The following is a 15,613-nucleotide window of genomic DNA, read 5'->3' on the forward strand; positions in this document are numbered from 1 at the left end:
GGGGCCTACCAACGGTAAATAAATTTTGTTTGAAAATGGTAGGTTACTCAAGCTCTAGTAGTCGAGGAAAGTTACGAGTTCATTAACTCACTCCGTAGCGGAGGCAACCCATCCTCTAGCAGTTAATGAACTAAGACTGATTAGAAATTGTAAAATATACTTCTGTTTCTGTGTAAAAGGTGATAAATCATTTATATTAAGTTGTCTAAAATTAAAATGTTAAAACATCATAAATACAAGCTAACGTAGTATTCGTAAAATTTTTTCATGTAAACGGTGACTACTTTTTATACATTATAGATAGAATATACACTTTTTGGGGGAGCAAAATAAAAATAAGTTGAATAAAATTTGGTGAAACTGATGGTATATAAGTCACAGAATTTTTTAAAAGTGTCTCTGAATAATAATGGATACAAAATGTATTTTATGTTATCATATTGTTTAGATTTTTAACATTTTATATTAGTAGAAACTCATTAAAAAGGAGAGGAAATAATGGAAAATCCAAAGAAAGTATTAATATTAACTGCTCCTTTTGGTAGCGGACACTTACAAGTCTCTAGTTCATTAACGGAGGAATTTTTAAAGCATAATAATGTGGTTGTTGAAGAATATGATTTATACTCTGAAGAATTTCCGACCCTATCTAAAACTTTACAAAAAGCATATTTAAAAACTTATAAACCGATTGGAAAAGATGTTTATCGTATGCTTTATTACGGATCAAGCTATGCAGTTCATGATTCATTCCAAGCTAAGATATTAAAACCATACTTAGAATTTGGAATTCGTTCATTACGTAATAAGATTCGTTCGTTTGAACCAGATGCAATTATTAGTGTCTTTCCAGTGACTTCTTTATATACGTTAGAGGAAAAGGGATTTAAAATTCCTATTTATACGGTGATTACAGATTATTATGCGAGTGGATTATGGCTATATAAAGGGGCTCGTCGTCATTATGTAGCTAATAATCGTATGGTTGCTTGGGGAGTCGCAAATGGGCTTACTCAAAATCAATTTATGTTAACAGGAATTCCGATTCACGGGAAATTTTATAAAGAGTTAAATCGTCAAGAGCTATACAGAAAATATGATTTAGATCCAGCTAAACGAACAGTGTTAGTAGCTGCTGGAGCACATGGTGTTGTCTCACATGTAGATGATATTGCCGAACGTTTAGCTTCACAACCTGAAATTCAAGTCGTAGTGGTATGTGGGAATAACACGAAGTTATATGACCAAATAGTCCAATTGTCAAAAGATTATCATAATTTAAAGGTGCTAGGATATTGTACGGAAATGCATGAGTTATTGGAAATTGCAGACTTAATGGTGACAAAACCAGGTGGGATTTCATTAACGGAGGCAGCGGTTAAAGGTGTTCCAGTTATTTTATACAATCCAGTATATGGACAAGAACTTGAAAATGCTAAATACTTCTCAGATAAAAATGCAGCAGTCATTGTTTCAAGTGAGTCAGAATTGATTTATCATGTGTTAATTATTTTAAATGAAGAAGGACTTCTTGATGAGATGAAAAATAATATTAAGCAATTATCTCGTGAATATTCTGCAAAAACAATTGTTGAGGATGTGTTAAAAGATAGTGATGAATATTACAAGCAGTAGTTATAAAGTGTTAAAATTAACACACTTAAAAGCTCAAGATTATGAAGTAGCGATTCAAACACCGAATCAACATGTTGTTTTATTGCCTGTTCATGAGGAATTAGTTTTAAAGTTCCGTCTGGTTGAAGGTAAAGAATTAGATGAATGTCAAATTACAGAACTAAATGGAAAGCTAGATTTAGGGCGTGCTTATCAATATGCTCTAAATTTATTATCTCGAAAATCTTATACGACAGCACAAATTTATGAGAAACTAGAGGCTAAAGAGTATGAGATTGAAATTATCCAAGAAGTTTTAAAACGTTTAGTTGATGTGGGATTATTGAATGATGAACAATATACCAGTTCTTATATTAATCATCAGGTGATTATGGGAAAGAAAGGTCCTAATAAAGTCAAACAAGAATTGTTACAAAAAGGAATTTCTGATCGTTTGATTAATCAATACATGCCAGTTTATGAAGAAGAAATACAGATTGAGCATGCAACAAAACTTGCTAATCAGGTCGTTCGTATGAATACAAAATACGGGCCTCACTTTATTAAACAAAAGATTTGTCAACATTTAATGACCAAAGGATTTAATCGATCTGTCATTGACAAGGCAATTGAAAATATTAAACTTGTAGAAGACAGTGAGGGAGAGAACCCAATTTTGGTTAAGGAAATTGAAAAACTTTATCGTAAGCATCACCGTCTTATGGGATATGAGAAAAAGACAAAAGTGGTTCAGTCGCTAATGCGAAAGGGATTTAGCTACGATGATATTTCAACAGTTTATGAACGTATTTGTGAAGAGTTAGAAGATGAATAATAAGAGAGGGGCTCTTTAGGGCCTCTTTTCAATTCGATAGAAGGAGAATTTTTAATGTCACAACCAATCTATTTGAAAGTTAAGCAATTAATTGAAGACGATATTAAACAGCTAGTTCCTAATGCAATGATTCAATCAGAACGAGATTTAGCTATTAAATATGAAGTATCTCGAATGACAGCTAGAAAAGCTATTGAAGCACTAATAAGAGAAGGTAAATTATATCGTAAGGATAAGGTTGGAACTTTTGTAGCTGATGATAAGCTACATGAACCGGTTGCAGAGTTAGTTGGATTCACTTCAGAAATTAGTAGTAAAGGGATGCGGCCTCATACAAAGGTTGTGAATTATGAAATTATTGAAGCTGACGAACGGATAGCTAAGCATCTAGAAATTAAAGTGAATGATCGTGTTCATAGTTTATTAAGGCTGCGAATGGCAGATGATAGACCAATGACGCTTGAGCATACTTATATTCCATTATCGGTTGTGAAAGAATTACCAGAGTCAGTGATTCATAGTTCAATTTATGCGTTTCTGGATCAAGAATTGAATGTTAAAATTGCTTCTGGTTCTCAGATGGTTTCGGCTATCAAAGCAGATGAACAGGTATCGGAATTATTAGAACTGCCATTGCATGATCCACTCATTTATTTAGAGTTAACGTCTATTTTAATGAATGGCCAAGTGCTTGAATTTGTTGAGACTTATGCAAATCCTCAAAATTACAAGGTCATGATTCACTCACGTCGAAAATGGTAATAATAAGAAAAAAATCAATATCAGAGTTGACAAATATATGACTAAGAGCTAAAATTACACTGTAAATTGAATTCATTTAATAAATCTTCGAGGCAGGGTGTAAGTCCCTACCGGCGGTATAGCCCGCAAGCCGTATGGTTGATCTGGTTAAATTCCAGAGCCGACAGTTATAGTCTGGATGGGAGAAGATTCGTTTTTGATATACTCTTTTTTAGATATATCTCACGAAGATTTATTAACGTGAGATCTTTTTGCATTTCACAAAAAGTTTTTATTTACAAAAATATCTTAATTTAGGAGGAGAGTATATGAATAACTCTAAAAATTTATTAAGTAACACAAAAAGTCTTGTTTTATTAGGAGTTTTTATTGCGTTAGGGGCTATTTTAATGTTAATTGAAATCCCTTATCCACCCGTTCCATTTTTAAAATTTGATTTAAGTGAGTTAATTGTTTTATTAACAGTTGAGGTATTTGGGTTAGTTCCGGCTATTATTGTCGCGGCTGCTAAATCAATTGTAAATATTATGTTAGGAATGAGTGCAACACCTATGCATATTGGATCCATTACAGCATTCATTGCCTCAACAACAATGGCTTGTTTATACGTACTTGTAAAAAAATATCTTTCTGGAACTACAGTCGTAAACAAATCATTACGTTTTTTATTAGTGATTACTGGATTTTCTTCTATTTTAACACTTTGTAACTACTTATTTATTACACCAATTTACTTCGGTGGATTATGGTTTACAGATGTAATTGGTTGGGCAACGCTAGAATCATTTATTCCAGGATTACCATTTGATTTAGGATATGGAGCGGCGATTGCATTTGTTTATCTCCCATTCAATGCAATTAAAGGATTACTTGTTTTAGGTATATATGAAATGATTGCACCGCGCTTATTAGTTGCACTTCAAAAGATTTTAAAAAACCTGAAATTATCACCAGTGGTGTCAGAATAAAACAAATTATGATGTAATTTAGGGAGGAGGTGTTTACCTCCTCTTTTTTTGATATAATGAAGGATATAAGAAATAGTAAAGTTTTCACATAGCATAAAGTTATTATTGCTACAGATAGCTTATATGTCTAACGTTTAAATTCTTGAACTTTTTCGTAGTTGATGTAAATTATTTATCAAATTTTATATAGAGACTAATAAAAATCGAAGGGGAATCAGATGAAAAAGATTATATATGTTATTTTATTTATCTTAGTATCTATCGGTTTATATCGCCATGTAAATGAATTGACATTAGGTTCAGAAAAAGTGTTACATGTATGGGTGAGCAGTGAAGAATACGAAGTGTTAAAAGATTTGAATCCAAGATTTGAATCAATGTACGATGTAGATGTACAGATGAAAATTGTCACATCTGAACAAGTTCTCTCTACACTTCCTTTGTATATTACTTCATCTGAATCCCCTGATATTATTACAGCTTCCCACACATTGATTTCGGATTTAGTTGCGATGAATGCCATTAGTCCAATTAGTGAAGTGTTTGAAACATTCAATATACTACCCACTGTTAAATCAGGATTTAAGGTAAAAGGTGAGTACTATGGGATTCCATATAATGCTCAAACAGATATTCTATTTTATAATAAAGAAATATTTGAAGATGGTATTAGCTCCTTTGCTCAATTAAATGATTATACCGATGTATCTTTAGCGATTGATTATCAGAGTATTTATCATATTAATCCATTTATTACTGGATTTGGAGGATACACGGTTGGGATTGATAATTTTGGTGATACAAATTTTTATGATATTGGACTAAACAAGGAAGAATCGATACAAGGGCTAACCGCTATGCTTCATTTGCTTGATAAGAAACTTCTTTACAATGATGAGTTTGATGTATATCAGTCATTTATTAATCATATAACTGATTTAATGATTGCACCGGCATCTTTAATTCCGTCTTTAGAGACGGTTTATCCCAATTTAGGATATCAAGCGATTCCGAACTTTGTCGAGGAAATTTTGCCGTATACTTATATGAGGATTGATACGTATCAAGTGACACGTTTGAGTCAAGATAAAGAGTTAGCGATTGAGTACTTAAAATTCTTGTTAACTGATGAGGTTGCAGCAGCTCGTTATGAAATGAATCGTGCAATTGCCCCTGTAGATTATGAGAATTTGATTTCACAGGATGCTTATTATACGGTGATAAAAAAACAATTACACCGTTCAGTGCCTCTTCCGAATCAAGTTGAATTTAGTTATGTTTATTTACCATTTCAGCAAGCTGCACAACAATTTTTAATGATGCCTGATCGGATTCAATCCATTATGGATGAGGCTGTTGGTTGTATTAATGATGAATTAGAAAGTGTCATTCAATAAAGAGTAGGATTAAATATTCCTGCTTTTTTTATTTAAATAGGTAATCGGTTTTAGGAAGTTGTTCATTGTGTTTCTAGGTAAGGGTAGATATAATAAGAGTATGACTTGAAGCGCTTTAATTAGTGTTATGAAAAGGGGGATATATTTATGGAGAAAAAATGGTGGCATCGTTCAGTCGTGTATCAGATTTATCCAAGAAGTTTTAAAGATACGAGTGGAAATGGTGTAGGAGATTTAAGAGGAATTATTGAAAAATTAGATTATTTAAAAGAGCTTGGGATTGATGTGATTTGGCTATCCCCCGTTTATAAATCACCGATGGATGATAATGGGTACGATATTTCTGATTATCAAGATATCGCACCGGAGTTCGGAACGATGGCAGATATGGATGAATTAATTGAAGAAGCAAATGCTCGTGGGATTCGTTTGGTGATGGATTTAGTTGTTAATCATACAAGTGATGAACATCCTTGGTTTTTAGAGGCAAAAAAATCAAAAGATAATCCATATCGTGATTATTATATTTGGCGTGATCCTGCAGAAGATGGTGGAGTACCAAACGATTTAGGCTCAACGTTCTCAGGGCCAGCCTGGGAATATGACGAGACAACTGGTCAGTATTATTTCCATTTATTTAGTAAACGTCAACCAGATTTAAACTGGGAAAATCCAAAAGTACGAGAAGAAGTTCATCAAATGATGAATTTTTGGCTTGAAAAGGGCATTGGTGGCTTCCGTATGGATGTAATAGATTTAATTGGAAAAGAGGTTGATCGTAAGATTACAGGAAATGGTCCACAACTTCATCCATTTTTACAAGAGATGAATCATAAGTCTTTTGGAAATTATGATGTATTAACTGTTGGTGAAACATGGGGAGCAACCCCTGAAATTGCGAAATTATACTCTGATCCAAAACGTCATGAGTTATCGATGGTTTTCCAATTTGAACATGCCTCTATTGACTGGGATCCACAAGAGGGAAAATGGCGTCCAACAACATTTGATTTTATCAAATTTAAAGAAATTATGAGTAAATGGCAAACATCCTTGAATGGTGAAGGTTGGAATTCATTGTTTTGGAATAATCACGATTTACCACGTATTGTTTCTCGTTGGGGAAATGATAAAGAATATCGTGTGGAAACCGCTAAAATGTTTGCCTCAATCTTACATTTAATGCAAGGAACGCCTTATATTTATCAAGGTGAAGAAATTGGGATGACGAATGTTCATTTCGAATCACTTGATCAATATAACGATATTGAGACATTACAATTTTATCGAGATAATTTGAAAAAAGGTTATACACATGAGCAGATGATGGATGCTATTTGGAAAAATGGCCGTGATAATGCGCGTACACCAATGCAATGGGATGGATCAGAACATGCCGGATTTACAACAGGTCAACCTTGGCTACAAGTTAATCCAAACTATGAATCAATTAATGTATCCAATGCATTAGATAATAAAGATTCTATTTTCTATCATTATAAGAAATTAATTGATTTACGAAAAAATAGTGAATATAGTGATACGATTATTTATGGAGAATATAAGTTATTACTACCAGATGATGAGCAAATTTTTGCTTATATTCGTGAAGATGAGAACTATAAATTATTATTAGTGGCAAACTTCAGTGAAGAAGAGGTAACAAGAGCTATTGAAGGAGAAGTGAATCAAGTGATTCTGTCAAATTATGATGCAACAGATTATAATCTTTCATCTCTTAAATTACGACCTTATGAAACAGTAATCTTTGAATTAAAAAAATAATGACTAAAAGGCACCGTTTTTGTTGAAGCGGTGCCTTTTTTTGCAATGAGTCAAAAAACAACAATTGGAAGCGGATACAAAAAGTAAAATAAAAAATATGAAGAATTCGGAACATTTTTATGAAAAAAAGGTATAAAATCTGATAAAATCATTCATTTATGCTTATTTTGGGGACAAATTCTCTTTTAGGACACATTTTGGACATAATTATATGGAACAATTAAAGTAAGAACAGAGAGAATGATATAAAGTAAAACAAATTTATAGATTCTAAACAGTCACCAAGACTAGAAAGCTACTTTATTACAACTAGTAATAAAGCATGGAGGTCGTAATGATATGAAGAAAAAAATTGTAGGAGTATTAATCGCTACGATGATGTTAACAGGGAATCATCAAAAAGTAGCAGAGGCATCGCCATTAGCAACACAGAATGTTGTTTATCGAGTATATATAGATGATGAAGTGGTAGGACTTATCACAGATAAAGAACAATATGAAGAATTTGTAGTTCAACAGAAAAAAGAGTTATCGAAGCAATATCCTGAACAAGTGGTTATTAAGTCACTGACAAATGTTCGTCTAGAAGAAGAGGTAACTTTATTACCACTTACGACAATTGATAATCAAGCTGTTTTAAAAACGGTAGCTAAGAAAGCAAATTTCCAAGCATCGGCTTATAAGATTTCAATTGATGAATCAACCTTTGTTGTACAAGATGCTAATGTTGTTTCTAATACATTATTAGAATTAATGGCTTATTATACAGGTGAAGAGGATATACAGAAGATTATGGATATTGAAAATCCAATTGAACCTTTAATGGAATCAGGATCTCAATATATTGGGGCTAAAGTGGTAGAAGCAGTTAAAGTTGATACAGCTTATGCTAATCCAGATGAAATTTTAACACCAGAAGAGACACGTCGCATGGTATTATACGGTGAAGCTAAACCAAAAGAAACTGTCATTTTTGATGAAGATTCATCATTGTGGTACATCGCTAATGACCATGGAATGACTGAAGAAGAGTTGATTTTATTAAATCCTCAGGTTAAAGGTTTAAAGTGGTCAGAGCTATTAGGAATGGAGTTAGATGTCACGCCATTAAATCCAATGATTACTGTTGAAACAGAAAAAGAAAAAGTAGATATTTCAACAATTGCTTATGAAACAGAGTATATTGATGATGATACGATGGTCAAAGGACAAACGAAGATTCAACAAGAAGGTCAAAATGGTGAGTCTTTAAAACGTACAAAAATTGTTTATGAAAATGGCTCACAAGCTTCATTAGAAGTTGTTGAAGAAAAACAATTATCAGAACCTGTGAACAAGGTTGTTGTGCGTGGAACAAAAGTTGTCTCAGGTGTTGGAAATGGAAGTTGGGTTTGGCCAACAACAAATCGTAGTGTCACATGTGGATATTTATGTTATAGTGGTCATTATGCCATCGATATTCAAGCTTATATTGGACAACCAGTTTATGCAGCTGACAATGGAGTTGTTGTAAGTGCCGGATATAGTGGTGCATATGGTTATAATATTTTAATTAACCATAAAAATGGATATTACACACGATATGCACATTTAAACTCTTTAAGTGTATCAGCAGGTGATACGGTTCAAGGCGGTCAAACAATTGGAGAAGCTGGAAATACCGGAAATTCAACGGGACCTCATTTACATTTCGAGATTCGTACGAATACAGGTAGCCAACCAAGTTATGCACCAAATCCATTAGATTTTTATTAATTAAAAGCATGAAACCTCTAGCGATTAGTATACTATAAAGTATACTCGGTTAGAGGTTTATTTTTTTATCGTTGTTTTTGTAGTGAAATTGTATAAACCCAGTCGACTTATTGACAAATAACTATGAACTTGATATATTAATCTACATACAAAAATAGTAAATTATAGGAGTGTGAATTGTTTTGGACCCGTCCATGTATTATTTAATACTTGTTATCATGATTATTTTATCAGCATTCTTTAGTGCTTCTGAGACTGCTTTTTCGAGCGTAAACTTAATTCGTTTACGTCAATATGCGGAAGATGGTCGTCCAGGTGCTAAAAAAGCGCTGAATGTAGCCGAGCGATTTGATGAAGTTTTATTAGCTATCTTAATTGGAAATAATATTGTTAACTTAGCATCAGCGTCACTGGCAACCATTGTAGCAACGGAGGTTTTACACTTAGGTGCATCTGGTGCCCCAATTGCCACAGCTGTTATGACTATACTTATTATTATCTTTGGTGAAATCTTACCTAAATCATATGCCAAAGAAAATTCAGAGTCTTTAGCCTTAGCTATCGGGACAATTTATTATTATATGATTATTATTATGAAGCCTTTAATTAAGATCTTTATGGTTTTAAAAGACTTTGTTGCTAAGTTATATCGTAAAAAAGATGATGAACCATCAGTCACTGAGGATGAATTAAACGTAATCATTGATACAATGGAAGAAGAGGGGGTATTACAGCAAGATGAGGTTGAGATGCTTCAAAGTGTCCTAGATTTAAGTGAAACTTTTGTTAAGGATATTATGACACCTCGAGTTGATGTCATTGCTGTAGACGTTCACGATTCTACTGAACATATTAAAAATGTCTTTTTAGAAGAAAAGTATTCGCGTATCCCTGTTTATGATGAATCACGAGATAATATTGTAGGAATTTTATATGAGCGTGATTTATTCTCTGCTATTATTGAAAGAGGATCGACTGAAGATATCGTGATTGCAGATATTATGCGTGATCCGATGTATGTTTCATATACAATGCGTGTTTCTGACTTATTAACTCGTCTACAATTAGAAAAGCAACATTTAGCGATTGTTGCAGATGAATATGGTGGAACTGCTGGACTTGTCACAATGGAAGACGTTCTTGAAGAAGTTGTTGGTGAAATTTATGATGAGCATGATGAGGAAGAACAGTTCTTTACTAAGAAAAGTGATACGTTATATGAAGTAAAAGCAGACATCGAATTAGATGAATTATTTGATATTATGGATATTGATTTAGATATTCCGGAAGATGCTTATTCATTAGGAAGTTGGATGTACTCAAAAATTGAAGATATCCCAGATATCGGTGATATGTATCAATATCATAATTTAGTTTTCACCATTATTGAAGTGGAAGATCGCCGTATTAAACGCGTTAAAATTGAAGTTATGGATTCATCAGAAACGGAAACTGAATAATTTAGAAGGGCTTGAAGATTAAATCTTCAAGCCTCTTTTTTTGTTCATTTATGGTAAAATAAAGAAGTGTTGAAAGAGGGGATGGTATGATAGGTGTATATTTATTATTAATCATGTTAATTGTTTTAGTGTTATTAGTACTAATCAGGCAGAATCCAAGTAGTGGAAGACGCCAACATTCATTACTTGAACAGCAAATTAAACAGGTGATTGATGAACAACAGCGAATGGAAAAAAGGTTGCAACAAACTAATTTTCAAATGTTAGATACCGTTGGACAAAATAATGAGCGAGTGCTCGATCGTTATGGCCAATTTGAGCGTACGATTCGTGGACAGTTACTTCAACATAGTACGGTGGTGACGGAACAGCTACAGCGTGATTTTGAAAAGTTAAATGAGCGCATGGAAGTGAATTTGATGCGTATTAATGATAAGGTGAATGAGCGTTTAGATCAGTCGTTTAATAAAACAAATGAGACGTTTCAGAGTATTTTAGTTCGATTAGCGAAGATAGATGAGGCGCAAAAGAAGATTGAAAGTTTATCAACAGATATTGTTTCATTGCAGACGTTGTTAACAGATAAGAAAAGCCGTGGAACATATGGGGAGGTTCAGTTGTATCAAATTTTGGCTTCAGTATTTGGAGAGAAAAATGACCGTTTGTATCAGACTCAATATAAGGTTTCAAATGGAACAATGGTTGATGCGATTTTATTTGCACCAGCCCCATTAGGAAATTTACCGATTGATTCGAAATTCCCATTGGAAAACTATCAGCGAATGATGGATCGTAACTTACCTGATGTAGAACGTAAAATTGCCACCAAGCAGTTTAAACAAGATGTGAAAAAGCATATTGATGATATTGCCATGAAGTATATTACACCGGAGGAAACATCGGATCAGGCGATTTTATTTTTGCCAGCAGAGGCCATTTTTGCAGAGATTAATGCTTACCATATTGATTTAATTGAATATGCTCAACAAAGACGAGTTTGGTTAGTTTCTCCAACAACTTTAATGTCGACTTTAACAACGATTCAAGTCATTATAAATAATCTTGAACGCGATCGTCATGCTTTAGTCATTCAACAAGAGTTAAATAAATTAGGAGATGAATTTAAGCGATATAAGGAACGTTGGGATAAATTAAGTAAACACATTGATACAGTTTCAAAAGATGTCAAAGAGATTCATATTACGACTGAAAAAATTGGAACTCGCTTTGATTCGATTTCAAATGTTGAATTAGATTTTAAAGAATAACCGTTAATAATTGACAAGTTACGAGTTTGTTCTTATAATTAATAATGAAATTAAAAATAAATATAATAATATACTCTTATTAAGAGCGATGGAGGCATAGGGGCCTATGAAGTCGCGGCAACCTCCTTGAATAGGAAGGTGCCGACCCAAGCGAGTTTAACTCGAGCAATAAGAGGGTTTGAATCAGTCATTCAAGTCCGCTTATAGCGGACTTTTTTTGTTAGCCTAAAGGGACAACTTCGGGGTTATCCACTCAAGTGCTAAGGAGTGATGAGCAGTAGTGAATCCGACCAGCCTTTGTGGTTTTACCGCATTAGATGAGCTATATGTAAGCTTATCTCTTTAAACAGAGTAAAAGTTAGATAAACTGTACACCGTAGGTGAAACTATAAGTTGTTCTTTCCATGTTATCCGCTAGTATGCTCATGATCTGAGCGGCCAGCGATAGATTATATGTACTAGTTTGTTAAAGAAAAAAGAATTACTTAGAAAAGGTGGATTATTTTTCTTAAATTGTCCATTATAGGTATGAATGATTGATTTTGTTAATGATTTTTAAATATTAACCGGCCCGAGCTATTATCTCTCGTCAGGAACTTAATAATATAGAGTATTTCTTAGTGTAATTAGAAGGAGGACATTAGTATGTCAGAACGTCGATTATTTACATCAGAATCTGTAACAGAAGGGCATCCAGATAAGATTGCAGATCAAATCTCAGATTCAATTTTAGATGCTATCTTAGCAAAAGATCCTATGGCACGCGTTGCTTGTGAAACGTCTGTGACAACAGGATTAGTCTTAGTATTTGGAGAAATTACTACTTCTTCATATGTTGATATCCAAAAGGTTGTTCGTGAAACAATTCGTGAAATTGGATATAACCGTGCGAAATATGGGTTTGATGCAGATACTTGTGCTGTGTTAACAGCTATTGATGAACAATCTGTAGATATTGCAATGGGGGTTGATCAAGCATTAGAAGCTCGTACAGGAATTATGACTGATGAGCAAATTGAAGCAATTGGTGCAGGGGATCAAGGATTAATGTTTGGTTTTGCCACAAATGAAACTGAAGAATATATGCCTTTACCAATCTCATTAGCACATAAATTATCTCGTCGTTTAACTGAAGTTCGTAAAAATGGAACCTTAGATTACTTACGTCCAGATGGTAAAACACAGGTAACAGTTGAATATGATGAGGCAGGAAAACCAGTTGCAATCGATACTGTTTTACTTTCAACACAACATTCACCAGAAGTAAGTCACGAACAAATCGAAGCAGATATTAAAAAACATGTCTTTGATGCAGTGTTACCACAAAACTTAGTAACAGAAAATACTCGCTACTTAGTTAATCCAACAGGACGCTTTGTCATTGGTGGACCACACGGAGATGCTGGATTAACAGGACGTAAAATTATCGTTGATACATACGGAGGATATGCACGTCATGGTGGTGGAGCATTCTCTGGAAAAGATGCAACTAAAGTAGACCGTTCAGCAGCTTATGCAGCTCGTTATGTTGCTAAAAACTTAGTTGCAGCGGGATATGCTGATAAAATTGAAATTCAATTATCATATGCCATCGGTGTTGCTCAGCCAACATCAATCATGGTTGATACATTTGGAACAGGAAAAGTATCAAATGCCAAGATTGTAGAAGTTATTCGTCAAAACTTCGACTTACGTCCAGCAGGAATCATCCAAATGTTAGATTTACGTAAGCCGATTTATAAACAAACAGCTGCTTACGGACACTTTGGACGTACAGATGTTGATTTACCATGGGAACGTTTAGATAAAGTTGAAGCTTTAAAATCACAATTTTAATAAAATAAAAGCCTGGTTCTAATTTTTGAATCAGGCTTTTATTTGTGTACTTAGAATCTCTACAATCATAAACGACATTTTTTTGACAATAGGTGATATAATATAATGTAAAATTAAAGTTTAAATTTTTGAAAGGAAGTGCCTCTGTGCGTAAGAAGTTATTACTTATTATTAATCCAACTTCAGGACGTGGGATAATAAAGGACTATTTATTACTGATTATTAGCCAATTGAGCTTAGCTGGATATGAGGTGGTCGTGTATCCCACTAAAGCTAAATATGATGCAGTGGAGAAAATGAAAGAGGCTAGAAATTATGATTTAGTCGTTGCAAGTGGAGGCGATGGAACCTTAAATGAAGTCATCACAGGGTTAATCCAAGCAAATGCGAATACACCAATTGCGTACATTCCAACTGGAACGACCAATGATTTTGCTACTACACTTGGAATTCCTAAAAATATCCCTAAAGCGTTAGATTTATGTATTCAAGGGAAACAGATGCCAATTGATATTGGACAGTTTGGTAGTCGATATTTTACTTATGTTGCTGCGTTTGGAGCCTTTACCGATGTGGCTTATGAGACTCCACAACCACGAAAAAATATGTTAGGCGGATTAGCTTACTTAATTGAGGGATTATTAAAGTTACCTACCATTCAATCGTATAAGTGTAAGATTACTCACCGTGATGGTGTGATTGAAGGGGATTATATTTTTGGAATGATTTCTAACTCAGATTCTGTCGCAGGTATAAAAAATGCATTTGGAAATCAGGCTGATCTAAGTGATGGTTTATTTGAAGTGACGTTAATTCGTGCTCCAAAAAATCTGATTGATATTCATCGAATCTTAAATGACTTTTTAAATACTCAATATGATCCAGAATATGTGGTGACATTTAAGACGGATCGTATGACTGTTGAGAGTGAGCAAGATGTTAAGTGGACATTAGATGGTGAAGATGGTGGGATTTTAAAAAGTGTTAATATTAGAAGTTTACAACGACGAGTACAAATTCTATCTTTAAAAATGTAGACATCAGCTATTCTTATAATTAGAAAGAACAGCTGGTGTTAAATGAAATGGATAGCACCTCTATAGTAGATGAAAAAAGTGATTCTATCTCTGATAAAGAATCACTTTAAATTCTATTATGGGGGTATTTTTATATCATTAGAAGGGTTAATATTATTAGTTTGGTTTGTTAATCGTCTAATGTAAAGGGGGTTCGTTCAATAATTGGTTTCTCTTTAGAATATTGCTGTTTTGAGTTATTGTTACTGAGATGTTTATTAATAAATTGGATCAAATTTACAATCACAAAGATAAAAAGACAGAAGGTCATGCCGGTCACTAGGCCTAAAACATCAATTTCAAAATCACTAATCTGTCCTGTTCTTCCCTCGACAAAGAGTTGATGGATTTCATCAGTAAAGGCAAAGAGTGATCCACAATAAAATGTAATTAAGAAGGCTTTATAGAAGTTAAAGGCGTAAGTAAAGACCCCCATTGAAAGTATCCCAAGTATCATATAAATCCCAAAATGTGCCCATTTACGAATGATAAAGCTCCAATTACTATAGGTAGAGAAGATAAAAGGATAAAGTTCTTCTAAGTTTAATTTATAAAGTACTTTAATAACAAATTGATCCCATTGATGTAAAAAGTTATTTAAGAATTCAAATTGACTGAGGAATAAATATAAACTATTTGAGAGGGAGCCAGACTCTCGACCGGTTTGAGCGGATAGGCTATAGATTAACTTCATAAAACAATAGATTGTCATCAGTCCAATCAAGAGAAATAATCCTTTCTTTAAATGTTCTCGTTTCATATCACACCTCCATCATTAAGATTTTAAGTATTATACAATATTTTCCTTTTGATTGCTAGAGCTTTTTTGTATAACGAAGTATGAATCTTATTTTAGG

12 protein-coding genes and 2 riboswitches are annotated in these 15,613 nt (G+C 33.5%); of the genes, 11 read left to right on the top strand and 1 reads right to left on the bottom strand.

Annotated elements, in window-relative coordinates:
* Positions 1-498 precede the first annotated feature (498 nt).
* From AT726_RS07565 to AT726_RS07615, 11 genes are all read left to right on the top strand, one after another.
* Positions 499-1,635, top strand: coding sequence for an MGDG synthase family glycosyltransferase (locus AT726_RS07565; RefSeq protein ID WP_055241311.1), 1,137 nt, complete (start codon positions 499-501; stop codon positions 1,633-1,635).
* Positions 1,616-2,449 (top strand): RecX family transcriptional regulator, encoded by an 834-nt coding sequence (locus AT726_RS07570; protein WP_237297243.1) that lies wholly within the window; start codon positions 1,616-1,618, stop codon positions 2,447-2,449. The genes AT726_RS07565 and AT726_RS07570 overlap by 20 nt, the downstream gene beginning before the upstream one ends.
* Before the next feature lie 54 nt (positions 2,450-2,503).
* Entirely contained in the window at positions 2,504-3,211 is a 708-nt protein-coding gene (locus tag AT726_RS07575; protein ID WP_055304806.1) for a GntR family transcriptional regulator, read from the top strand.
* A gap of 79 nt (positions 3,212-3,290) precedes the next feature.
* Positions 3,291-3,405, top strand: a riboswitch (FMN riboswitch).
* A 114-nt stretch (positions 3,406-3,519) separates the two neighbouring features.
* On the top strand, positions 3,520-4,179 hold the full coding sequence (locus AT726_RS07580) for an ECF transporter S component (RefSeq protein ID WP_055241307.1): 660 nt from the start codon (positions 3,520-3,522) through the stop codon (positions 4,177-4,179).
* 218 nt (positions 4,180-4,397) lie between these two features.
* A complete protein-coding gene (locus AT726_RS07585) occupies positions 4,398-5,576 on the top strand; it encodes a sugar ABC transporter substrate-binding protein (RefSeq protein WP_055241304.1) in 1,179 nt (392 codons plus the stop codon).
* A gap of 147 nt (positions 5,577-5,723) precedes the next feature.
* Complete coding sequence (locus AT726_RS07590) at positions 5,724-7,361, top strand: glycoside hydrolase family 13 protein (protein ID WP_055241302.1); 1,638 nt, start codon at positions 5,724-5,726, stop codon at positions 7,359-7,361.
* Between the two features lie 339 nt (positions 7,362-7,700).
* Entirely contained in the window at positions 7,701-9,116 is a 1,416-nt protein-coding gene (locus AT726_RS07595) for a M23 family metallopeptidase (protein ID WP_144436962.1), read from the top strand.
* A 194-nt stretch (positions 9,117-9,310) separates the two neighbouring features.
* Entirely contained in the window at positions 9,311-10,576 is a 1,266-nt protein-coding gene (locus AT726_RS07600; protein ID WP_237297025.1) for a hemolysin family protein, read from the top strand.
* An 86-nt stretch (positions 10,577-10,662) separates the two neighbouring features.
* Positions 10,663-11,844: a DNA recombination protein RmuC gene (locus tag AT726_RS07605; RefSeq protein ID WP_055241298.1), complete on the top strand. Its 1,182-nt coding sequence runs from the start codon at positions 10,663-10,665 to the stop codon at positions 11,842-11,844.
* A 73-nt stretch (positions 11,845-11,917) separates the two neighbouring features.
* A riboswitch (SAM riboswitch) is annotated at positions 11,918-12,019 on the top strand.
* A 470-nt stretch (positions 12,020-12,489) separates the two neighbouring features.
* The gene (metK, locus tag AT726_RS07610) at positions 12,490-13,680 is read left to right on the top strand and encodes a methionine adenosyltransferase (protein WP_055275982.1); all 1,191 of its coding nucleotides are present in this window, start codon (positions 12,490-12,492) and stop codon (positions 13,678-13,680) included.
* A gap of 146 nt (positions 13,681-13,826) precedes the next feature.
* Positions 13,827-14,717 carry a diacylglycerol/lipid kinase family protein gene (locus AT726_RS07615; protein ID WP_070099775.1) on the top strand — a complete coding sequence of 297 codons (891 nt, stop codon included), beginning with the start codon at positions 13,827-13,829 and terminating at the stop codon, positions 14,715-14,717.
* A gap of 169 nt (positions 14,718-14,886) precedes the next feature.
* Here AT726_RS07615 and AT726_RS07620 read toward each other — a convergent pair whose 3' ends face one another.
* Positions 14,887-15,516 carry a VanZ family protein gene (locus tag AT726_RS07620; protein ID WP_068759325.1) on the bottom strand — a complete coding sequence of 210 codons (630 nt, stop codon included), beginning with the start codon at positions 15,514-15,516 and terminating at the stop codon, positions 14,887-14,889.
* Positions 15,517-15,613 lie beyond the last annotated feature (97 nt).

Origin of the sequence: Turicibacter sp. H121 (assembly GCF_001543345.1) — a bacterium.
GTDB classification, from domain to species: Bacteria; Bacillota_I; Bacilli_A; order MOL361; family Turicibacteraceae; genus Turicibacter; species Turicibacter bilis.

Coding starts and splice junctions, on each gene's coding strand:
- AT726_RS07565 (WP_055241311.1), top strand. CDS start 499: ATGGAAAATCCAAAGAAAGTATTAATATTAACTGCTCCTTTTGGTAGC.
- AT726_RS07570 (WP_237297243.1), top strand. CDS start 1,616: ATGAATATTACAAGCAGTAGTTATAAAGTGTTAAAATTAACACACTTA.
- AT726_RS07575 (WP_055304806.1), top strand. CDS start 2,504: ATGTCACAACCAATCTATTTGAAAGTTAAGCAATTAATTGAAGACGAT.
- AT726_RS07580 (WP_055241307.1), top strand. CDS start 3,520: ATGAATAACTCTAAAAATTTATTAAGTAACACAAAAAGTCTTGTTTTA.
- AT726_RS07585 (WP_055241304.1), top strand. CDS start 4,398: ATGAAAAAGATTATATATGTTATTTTATTTATCTTAGTATCTATCGGT.
- AT726_RS07590 (WP_055241302.1), top strand. CDS start 5,724: ATGGAGAAAAAATGGTGGCATCGTTCAGTCGTGTATCAGATTTATCCA.
- AT726_RS07595 (WP_144436962.1), top strand. CDS start 7,701: ATGAAGAAAAAAATTGTAGGAGTATTAATCGCTACGATGATGTTAACA.
- AT726_RS07600 (WP_237297025.1), top strand. CDS start 9,311: ATGTATTATTTAATACTTGTTATCATGATTATTTTATCAGCATTCTTT.
- AT726_RS07605 (WP_055241298.1), top strand. CDS start 10,663: ATGATAGGTGTATATTTATTATTAATCATGTTAATTGTTTTAGTGTTA.
- metK (WP_055275982.1), top strand. CDS start 12,490: ATGTCAGAACGTCGATTATTTACATCAGAATCTGTAACAGAAGGGCAT.
- AT726_RS07620 (WP_068759325.1), bottom strand. CDS start 15,516: ATGAAACGAGAACATTTAAAGAAAGGATTATTTCTCTTGATTGGACTG.